This is a genomic window from Arthrobacter sp. NPDC080086, assembly GCF_040702285.1.
This window is the reverse complement of sequence record NZ_JBFBKP010000117.1, coordinates 1-8,596: the sequence shown is the minus strand read 5'-3', so window position 1 is coordinate 8,596 and position 8,596 is coordinate 1. Positions and strand designations below refer to the sequence as shown.

At 69.3% G+C, this 8,596-nt stretch carries 7 protein-coding genes, 1 tRNA gene and 1 pseudogene; 3 read left to right on the top strand and 6 right to left on the bottom strand.

Annotated features, from left to right (window positions below; translation table 11 throughout):
- Positions 1-581 precede the first annotated feature (581 nt).
- Positions 582-1,082: pseudogene (locus tag AB0305_RS21755) on the top strand (M23 family metallopeptidase); the annotation flags it as partial.
- 24 nt (positions 1,083-1,106) lie between these two features.
- On the opposite strand, the gene AB0305_RS21750 reads toward AB0305_RS21755, so the two are convergent.
- The 6 genes from AB0305_RS21750 to AB0305_RS21725 form a co-directional block, all read right to left on the bottom strand.
- The gene (locus AB0305_RS21750; RefSeq protein WP_364137071.1) at positions 1,107-2,297 is read right to left on the bottom strand and encodes an acyl-CoA dehydrogenase family protein; all 1,191 of its coding nucleotides are present in this window, start codon (positions 2,295-2,297) and stop codon (positions 1,107-1,109) included.
- A gap of 235 nt (positions 2,298-2,532) precedes the next feature.
- A tRNA-Ile gene (locus AB0305_RS21745) sits at positions 2,533-2,609 on the bottom strand.
- 100 nt (positions 2,610-2,709) lie between these two features.
- The gene (locus AB0305_RS21740; protein WP_364137319.1) at positions 2,710-3,909 is read right to left on the bottom strand and encodes a glycosyltransferase; all 1,200 of its coding nucleotides are present in this window, start codon (positions 3,907-3,909) and stop codon (positions 2,710-2,712) included.
- A 100-nt stretch (positions 3,910-4,009) separates the two neighbouring features.
- Complete coding sequence (locus AB0305_RS21735; RefSeq protein WP_364137069.1) at positions 4,010-4,915, bottom strand: DMT family transporter; 906 nt, start codon at positions 4,913-4,915, stop codon at positions 4,010-4,012.
- On the bottom strand, positions 4,915-5,583 hold the full coding sequence (locus tag AB0305_RS21730) for a CDP-alcohol phosphatidyltransferase family protein (protein WP_364137067.1): 669 nt from the start codon (positions 5,581-5,583) through the stop codon (positions 4,915-4,917). Before AB0305_RS21730 ends, AB0305_RS21735 begins: the two co-directional genes overlap by 1 nt.
- 54 nt (positions 5,584-5,637) lie before the next feature.
- Positions 5,638-6,525 carry a phage holin family protein gene (locus AB0305_RS21725; protein ID WP_364137065.1) on the bottom strand — a complete coding sequence of 296 codons (888 nt, stop codon included), beginning with the start codon at positions 6,523-6,525 and terminating at the stop codon, positions 5,638-5,640.
- A gap of 261 nt (positions 6,526-6,786) precedes the next feature.
- On the opposite strand from AB0305_RS21725, the gene AB0305_RS21720 reads away from it, so the two are divergent.
- Positions 6,787-8,010, top strand: a complete 1,224-nt coding sequence (locus tag AB0305_RS21720) for a multidrug effflux MFS transporter (protein ID WP_364137063.1) — start codon at positions 6,787-6,789, stop codon at positions 8,008-8,010.
- Positions 8,011-8,164: 154 nt separating this feature from the next.
- The gene (locus AB0305_RS21715; protein ID WP_364137061.1) at positions 8,165-8,572 is read left to right on the top strand and encodes a hypothetical protein; all 408 of its coding nucleotides are present in this window, start codon (positions 8,165-8,167) and stop codon (positions 8,570-8,572) included.
- The last annotated feature ends 24 nt before the right edge of the window (positions 8,573-8,596 follow it).

Sequence of the window (8,596 nt, the reverse complement as noted above, 5' to 3'; positions counted from 1 at the left end):
GTTGACGGTTGATTAGCAGCACCCGGTTCCGGGGGCTCCTCCTGGTATCCACCGCGCTCCTCATCCGGGCCATGGGGTCCGGACCGCAAGGGGCGCAGTCCTCGTCGTCCGGAGCGGGGCTTCGGCTGCAGAGGGCTGGATACGCGTAGTCAGCAAGCGTTCCCGCACTCCTGAATGAGATGTGCTGCCTTCCGCGGCACGTCCGGGAAGGACAGCGCAACGAATCGGGGCATGAGGGAACAGCAAACTGCTCCACTTAGTGTACTACAGCGGGCCCCGCCCGACGGACGCGTTCGGGGCGCCGGGCTGGGGTGCTTCGGGGCGCCGACGGGGCGCCGACTGCGGTGTCTTGAAGGGCGAATCCGGGGGCCTCGGTGGGGTTGTCCACATGGCGTCCCGGGCGCCTGTTCCGGCGCGGCCCGGGTCCCCATGCTGAAACCATGACCCTGTTCCCTGTGCTCCCGCTGCTGCTCGCCGTTGCGCTGGCCCAGTCCCTAGCGCCGACGGCACCGCCGCGCCCTTCGGCAGCGTTTTCCGGCCAGGCGGCCGTCCGTGCCGCGGCCATCGGAGCCGCGACGGCGTTGGCTTCTGGCCCCAAGTCGACGGCGGGCGGCGGGGCTTCGACCCGCGGGGCGCGGGCGGTGCCGGCACGCGCGGCGCCGGCACGGGGCTGGGCCTGGCCGCTCTCCCCCAGGCCCGCGGTGGTGCGCGGCTTCGATCCGCCGGACCGGCCATGGCTCAGCGGCCACCGCGGGGTGGACCTGCGGGCCGAGGCCGGGGCTGTGGTCAGCGCACCGGCTCCGGGACGGGTCAGTTTCGCCGGCATCGTGGTTGACCGCCCGGTGCTGACCATCGATCACGGGGACGGTCTCCGGAGCAGCTTCGAACCCGTCGAGACGAGCCTGCGGGCCGGGGACCCGGTGGCGGCCGGATCCCCGGTGGGTGCGGTGGCAGCCGCGCAGCCCGGACCGCCCGGCCACTGCAGCGGCACGCCCTGCCTGCACTGGGGCGTCCGCCGCGGCGAGGAGTATCTGAACCCCCTCGGGTTCGTCCTGGACCTGCGGCCCTCGGTGCTGCTGCCGCCGGTCCGGGCGGCGGCGTCGGGTTTAGACGATCGCAGAGATTCCGGTGATGGCCCGGCCAGTGACCAGGGTGTTGATCTCGTGGGTGCCCTCGTAGGAGTAGATGGCCTCGGCGTCGGAGAAGACCTTCGCCATCTCGTAGTCGGAGACAATGCCGTTGCCGCCCAGGAGGCTGCGGCCAATCGCCACAGTCTCCCGCATCCGGGCCGTGGTGAAGGCCTTGGCCAGGGCGGACTGTTCGTCCTTGGCCTGGCCGGCGTCCTCGAGCTGGGAGAGCCGGACCATCATGCCCATCGAGCTGACGGTGTTGCCGAGCATCTGGACCAGCTGGTTCTGCACGAGCTGGAAGGAGGCGATCGGCCGGCCGAACTGGCTGCGTTCGACGGCATAGCGGCGGGCGACGTCGAACGCGGCCAGCTGCTGGCCGACGGCCTGCCAGGCCACGGAGAGGCGGGTGACCTTCAGGACCTTGTTGGTGTCGCGGAAGCTGTTGGCGTTCGCGAGCTTGAAGAAGTCGGGAACCACGACGTTTTCCAACGTGATGTCCGCGTTCTGGACCGTGCGCAGCGAGATCTTGTTCTCGATCTTGGTGGCGCCGTAGCCCTCGGTCTTCGTGTCCACCAGGAAGCCCTTGACCTGGTTGTCCTCGACGTCGCGGGCGTAGATGACCACCCAGTCGGAGAAGGTGGCGTTGCCGATCCAGCGCTTGGCGCCGTTGAGGACCCAGTGGTCACCCTCGCGCCGGGCGGTGGTGCGCGTGCCACCGGCGACGTCGGAGCCGCCCAGCGGTTCGGTCAGGCCGAAGGCGCCGATCTTCTTCATCGAGTAGATCTCCGGCAGCCAGGCCTCCTGCTGCTCCTCGGAGGCCAGCGCCTCGATGGAGCCGGTGAACAGTCCGTCGTGGACGCCCATGAAGGTGGCGATCGAGGTGTCGGCGCGGGTCGTCTCGGCGTGCAGGATGCCGGCGAAGAGGTTCGAGTAACCCTGGCGCTTGACCGGGCTGACCAGGTCGATTTCGGCCAGCTTGGGGATCAGGTCCATCGGAAACTCGGCGCGGTTCCAGCAGTCGACGGCGATCGGCTTGACCTCGCGGGCCAGGAACTCGCGGACCTCGGCCAGCCGGTCGCGCTCCTTGTCGCTGAGCAGTTGCTCGAAGGCGAAGAAGTCGCCGTCGGCGTACGGGAGGTTGTTGAAGTCGATTGCAGCCTTGGACATGGTGTTCCCTCACTTATGATCAGCGGCGACCAGAAGGGCGCGGGGAGGCCCGCGCCGATATGTTACTGGGCAGTAACTTACCGTGCGCGCAGGGGTGCCGCAAGTGACCTGGCCCACCCGCGGGGACCACGGCATACAAAAAGAGCCGCGTCCGGGAGGCGGGCTTCCGGACGCGGCCTGGGAAATGAAGCGTCTGATGGTGGGAGGTGATGCGGACCGGCCGGGAGACCGGCGATGGTAGGGCTACTCGGACTTGAACCGAGGACCTTAGGATTATGAGTCCCGCGCTCTAACCAGCTGAGCTATAGCCCCGTGGGACCCGGGGCACCGGCCGTAGCACGGCGGGCCCCGGGGCAAAACACTCTAGCAATAGTAGTCGCACCGGCCGGGCGCTCAGGCCCGTGCCGGAGTGCTAGACCACCAGGTCGTCGTAGCTGGCGCCGCGGTAGATGTCCTCGAACGTCTGGAGGGTCCGCTCGATGCTGTGGTTCTCCACCATGCTGCGGCTGACCTTGCCCATGGCGGCGCGCTCGTCGGCCGGCAGGGACAGCACCGCGGTGATCTTGGCGGCCAGGTCGTCGCTGTCGTTCGGGGTGAACAGGTAGCCGTTCTCGCCGTCGCGCACCAGGTGCGGCAGGGCCATCGCGTCGGCCAGGACCACGGGCGTGGAGGCAGACATGGCCTCAAGGGTCACCAGGGACTGCAGCTCCGCGGTGCCCGGCATGCAGAACAGGTCGGCGCCGAGGTAGGCGCGGCGCAGTTCCTCGTCGCTGGCCAGGCCCAGGAAGCGCACCCGGTCCCCCAGGCCCAGGCGCTTGACCTGGGCCTCCAGGGCCGGTCGGACCTCACCGCCGCCGACCACCTGCAGGTGGACGTCGAGGTTGGCCGGGGTCTTGGAGATGGCGTCGATCAGGACGTCGATGTGCTTTTCCTCGGCGAGGCGGCCCACGAAGAGCACGGTGGGGCTGGCGTTGACGGGAACCTCCTCCCCCGGCTTCAGCTCGTAGGCGGCGGCGTCGATGCCGTTGGAGAGCGGCAGCACCTTGCGCAGGAAGGCGTGGTCGTGCATCGCCTTGGCCGCGAGCGGAGTGGGGGTGGTCACGACGTCGGCCTGGCCCATGACCTTGCCCATGTCGCGCCAGGAGACGCGGCCAACGATGTCCTTGAACCACTGCGGGAACGGCAGGAAGGGGTTGAGATTCTCCGGCATAAAGTGGTTGGTCGCCACGATCCGGACGCCGCGGCGCACCGCCTCGTAGAGGACGTGCTCACCGATCATGTAGTGGCTCTGGATGTGCACAACGTCAGGCTTGACCCGGTCGAAGAGCAGCGCGATCTCCTTCTTGATCTCCCAGGGGAAGGTGATCCGGAAGCTCTCGTGCGTGGGCACGGAGTGGGAGCGCACGCGGTGCACGGTGGCCTCGTCGCGGAACTCGCTGTAGCTCTTGCCCTTGCTGGGGCGGGTGGCCAGGACGTGGACGTCGTGGCCGCGCCCGGTCATGCCCTTGGCGAGACGGTAGCCGAACTGGGCGGCTCCGTTGACGTCCGGCGGGTAGGTTTCGGCGGCGATCAGGATCGTCAGTTTCCTGCCGGGGTTGTCGGTCTGGGGCATGGTCACGGGGATGGCTCCTGGTGGTCACGGTGGGTAGCGGCGGCCGGCCGGCCGCCGGCGCAGGCGCGGCCAGTCGGCGCCTGAAGTCTGTGGCGTCGCCCTAGGGTCTCCGCGCCGCGGCCTTTCGCGCGTCTTTCTTGCGCTTGGTGACCTCGGGGTGGTGCCTGGACAGGGCGATCACTCCCACGATAGCAAGGAGAGCCGCGGCACCCATGGCGATCGCGGTCACGGCGTGGACATCGGGGCGCAGTTCGCCAAGGACCACGACGCCGATCGCGATGCCGATCATGGGATCGATCACGGTCAGGCCCGCGATGACCAGGTCCGGCGGACCGCCCGAGTAAGCGCTCTGCACGAACCACGACCCGAGGCCGCCGGCGGCGAGGATCGCCAGCAGGGTGTACCACTGCACGTTGAGCAGGAACAGCCCGTTGGGGTCCAGCAGGTGCCGGCCGATGATGCGGGTCAGGACGGCAACGAAGCCAAACAGCATGCCGGCGCCAATGATGTAAACGAAGGCGCTCATCCGGTGCTTGAAGAGCAGGGCCAGGGTGCCGAACAGGGCCACGACGAGGGCCAGCAGCAGCACCACCGTGAGCTCGTCCGCGGCGCTGACGTGGTGGTTCTCCTGGGTGACCGTGACGGCCAGGATCACAAACAGGGCGGAGCCGGTGACGCAGCAGCTGATCGCCACCACGGTGGCCCGGTTCATGCTCAGGCCCTGGTCCTTGGCGTTGATGACCGTGGTGATGACCAGCGCGATGGCGCCGATCGGCTGCACGACCGTCAGCGGCGCGGACACGAGGGCGATGGCGTTCATGGCCGTGCCGACGCACAGCAGCAGGAGCCCGAGGATCCAGCGCCGGTTGCGGATCAGCCGCAGCAGGCCGTTGGAGCTCAGAGCCAGGCCCCCGGTGTCTGCCTTGACCGCACTGCCCTGCCGTTGCGCGCCGAAAGCGAGGAAGAAGGCGCCGGCGACGGCCAGCACGACTGCCAGCCAGACCATCAGCGGGGCCCGCCGTCGTCGTTGGAACGTTCCTGCGGGTTCACGGCGGTGCTGCTTTCTGCGGCGGGCCGCTGTCCACGGCCCTTGCGGATGATGGCCCAGAAGTAGTTGTAAGCGGCGATCCAGTGCCCGATCAGGCCGAGGCCTAGGCAGACCCAGGCCGCCACGAAGTAGCTCTCGGCGCCGGGCAGCTGCAGCTTCGAGAGCACCAGCAAGGGTGTGCCGAGGAGCAGCAGCGCGGTCCGGATCTTGCCGACCCGGCTGACCGGGAGGTCGGGGTGGCTGTGGAAGTAGTAGAGCGAGATGGCCATCAGGATCAGGTCGGGCACGAGGAGGGCGGTCAGGTACCACCACTCGACGACGCCGGCGATCACGAGGGTGACCGCGACGGCGATCAGGGCCAGCCGGTCCGCGATCGGGTCCATGATCCGGCCGAGGTTGGACATCTGGTTGAAGCGGCGTGCGATGTAGCCGTCCACCCAGTCGGTGCTGCCCATGAGGGCCAGGACCAGGGCTGCGGCGCCGTACTCCTGTTTCGCGAGAACCAGCCAGATGAACAGCGGAACGCCGAGGAACCGCACCACGGTGAGGAGATTGGGGACGGTGAAGACCACATCCGAATGGATTGGGGGTTGGCCGGGCCGCGCGCCAGCGCCGATGAACCTCATTCGGCCTCCCTTTCCGCTGCCGGTGTCCATTCGTTGTCGGGGTTTACGGTCCTGTCAGCCCTTGAGCAGGCGGCGCAGCAGGACGACGAAGGTGGTGGCGGCCGCCGCGAAGGCTGCCAGCGGCTTCCAGCGCTTGGCCAGTTCCGCGGCCGGAGCCGTGCCGGAGCTGCCGGTGGAGGGCCGGGCGCCGGGAGTGGTGGCGGAGGGGCCGCGAAGGGCGGCGATCCGGTCGTCGACCAGTTCCTTGCCCTCTTCGACGCGCTGCTGGCCGGCGGAGAGGAGGATCTGCGCCTGGGCCTTGAGGTCCAGTTCTTCGCCGAGTTCGTCGCGGACGCCGGTGAGGTGGCGGCGGCGCTGGTCCAGCCGGCGGCGCAGCTCATCTTCGGAGGGAGCGGGGCCGAGGTCGGGCTGTTCGGCCGCCTTCTTGGCTTCTTTCTCCGCCTTGGCTCGGGCTGCGGCCGCTTCCTTGGCGGCCTTCGCTGCCTTGGCCTGCGGGGTGTTCGGGTCCAGCACGGCCGGGTCGAAGGAGGAGCCCTCCTTGGCGATGCCGAGATCGTACTTCAGCCCGCGGATGGTCTCCTCGGGGACCAGCGGCATGGCCTTCTTGAAGCGGCTGACGCCGATCAGTCCCACGATCAGGGCGATGACCAGGAACAGGGCGCAGACCAGCAGGGCCGCGAGCCAGGCCGGCATGATCGTGGCGAGGCCCATGATGGCCGCCACGACGAGCCCGATGACCAGCAGCAGGACGAAGATCAGGGCGACGACGGCGAAGGCCGCCGCGATGCCGAGCTGGATGCCCTTGCGCTTGAGTTCGGCCTTGGCGAAGGCAATCTCATCGTTGAGTTGCCGCGGTGCCAGCTTAAAGATCAGTTTCAAGGTCGTGGGCAACGCGGAAAGGCGCAGCCCCCCGCCGGTCCTGCCGGTGTGCCGTCCGCTCATCGGTTCCGCCTAACTGGTGCCATCTGTCGTTCTGCTTCCGCTGAAATGCCCGGGGCTGCGCGGCTGATTGCACGCCCAGGTGTCAAAACTATCATTCGGGGCGCCGACGGCGGCCAGCGGAGGGCGCGGGCGCCTGCGCGTCGGGTTTAGGCGACGCGCGCCGCGTCCTGCGCGGCGCCCGGCGTCGTGCCGCGCGTCATGCCGGCGGCGGCGGCCGGAGGCGCTGTCCGTGCCGCCGCCCCGGCCCTAGGATTGACCTCTGTGCAGACACCCAGCAATCCGGGCGATTCCCTGACCCGCCGCCGCAAGCTTCTCTACATCCTCATGCTGGGTGCCCTGACGGCGCTGGGACCCTTCACGGTGGACCTGTACCTGCCGGCCTTCCCGGCTCTGGAGGCCAGCCTCGGCGTCAGCGAGGCGGCGGTCCAGCTGACCCTGACCGGTACCACCGTGGGCTTCGCGCTCGGCCAGCTGGTGGTGGGACCGCTCAGCGACCGGTTCGGCCGCCGGATGCCGCTGATCCTCGCCACCGCCCTGCACATCGGCGCGTCCCTGGGGGCGGCGTCGGCCACGGACATCGGGACCCTCGGCCTGTTCCGGGTGCTAATGGGCATCGGCGCGGCGGGCGGCGGCGTCGTCGCCATGGCCATGGTTCGCGACCTGTTCAGCGGCTACGCCATGGTGCGGATGTTCTCCCGGATGGCACTGGTCAACGGTCTGGCCCCGATCCTGGCGCCGGTGATCGGCTCGCAGCTGCTCCTGCTGACGGCGTGGCCGGGCATCTTCCTTTTCCTGGCCGGCTACGGCAGCTGCGTGATCATCGCGGCGCTGTTCCTGGTCCGCGAGACGCTGCCGGCGCACCTGCGCGGCGCATCGGGCATGACGATGCGCCAGCGCTACCGGGTGTTGTTCGCGGACCGCATCTTCGTGGGCACCCTGTTGCTGGGCGGCATGAACTTCGGTGGCCTCTTCACCTACCTCTCGGCCTCGCCCTTCCTCTTCCAGGACGTCTTCGGCTTCTCGGCCCAGCAGTACGGCCTGCTCTTCGGCATCAACTCCTTGGGGATCGTGGCCGGGGTGCAGACCAGCGCCCGGCTGATCAAGCGCGTCCCGCCGCAGTGGATCGTGGCCTGCTCCACGGCCTGGATGTTCCTGATGGCCCTGCTGATCGTCGTCTTCGACCGGGCCGGCCTGGGGCTGTGGGGCGTGATGGTGCCGCTGTGGTTCTACATCCTGGGGGCCGGCTTTACCTTCCCGTGCGTCCAGGTCCTGGCGCTGGCCAACCACGGCGCCCAGGCCGGCACGGCGGCGTCCCTGTTGGGTGCCGCGACCTTCCTCATGGCCGGGATCATCTCCCCCGTCGTGGGCTGGCTGGGCGTCGAGTCGGCGACGCCGATGGGCGCCGTGCAGGCCGGCTGCATTCTGCTGGCGGCGGCCGCGCTCTGGTTCGTGGTCCGGCCGCGGACGGTACCCTCCATCCACTGATCCGGCGCTCCGCGGGGGACTCTCCGGCTACGCGAGAGTGTCCGGCCCGACGGCCCGCCGGGTCCGGCCCTGGTGTTCGCCGGGACGCTCCGGCTGCCCCTCGGGGCCGGTCCCGGCCCTGTTCCCGCCCGGCGGCGGGCGATAAGGTTGTGGTGTGCCCGAACGGCAGGATCTCCCTCCCCTCCCGGCCACGTGGCAGCGGTGCGATGACGGCATCCTGCCCCTGTGGTGGGAGCGGCTGTGTTCGCAGACAAGCCCCCAATCGGCGGCGCTCTACGCGGCAGGGCTCTTTACCGAGGATCGCCGTCGGCCGATCGCGCAGTGGTACAACCCCGCCTTCGACGCCGCCCTTCTGGTGGCTCCCGAGACGTCCCCGGAATGGCCGGTGCAGCGCTTCGGCATCTTCTACGCCCCGCCGCGCGGCGGGTTCACCCGGGTCCACTCCGGCGCCCACGAATGGCACCCCCGCGAACCCCGGCAGTCCCCCACCGAGGAAGAGGCCTTCCAAGCCGCCGTCGGCGAGGCGGAACGCTTCCTGCAGGTGGAAATGTTCTTCGTCTGAGCGCAAGAAAAAAGGCCCCGCGGC

Coding starts and splice junctions, on each gene's coding strand:
- AB0305_RS21750 (WP_364137071.1), bottom strand. CDS start 2,297: ATGTCCAAGGCTGCAATCGACTTCAACAACCTCCCGTACGCCGACGGC.
- AB0305_RS21740 (WP_364137319.1), bottom strand. CDS start 3,909: ATGCCCCAGACCGACAACCCCGGCAGGAAACTGACGATCCTGATCGCC.
- AB0305_RS21735 (WP_364137069.1), bottom strand. CDS start 4,915: ATGGTCTGGCTGGCAGTCGTGCTGGCCGTCGCCGGCGCCTTCTTCCTC.
- AB0305_RS21730 (WP_364137067.1), bottom strand. CDS start 5,583: ATGAGGTTCATCGGCGCTGGCGCGCGGCCCGGCCAACCCCCAATCCAT.
- AB0305_RS21725 (WP_364137065.1), bottom strand. CDS start 6,525: ATGAGCGGACGGCACACCGGCAGGACCGGCGGGGGGCTGCGCCTTTCC.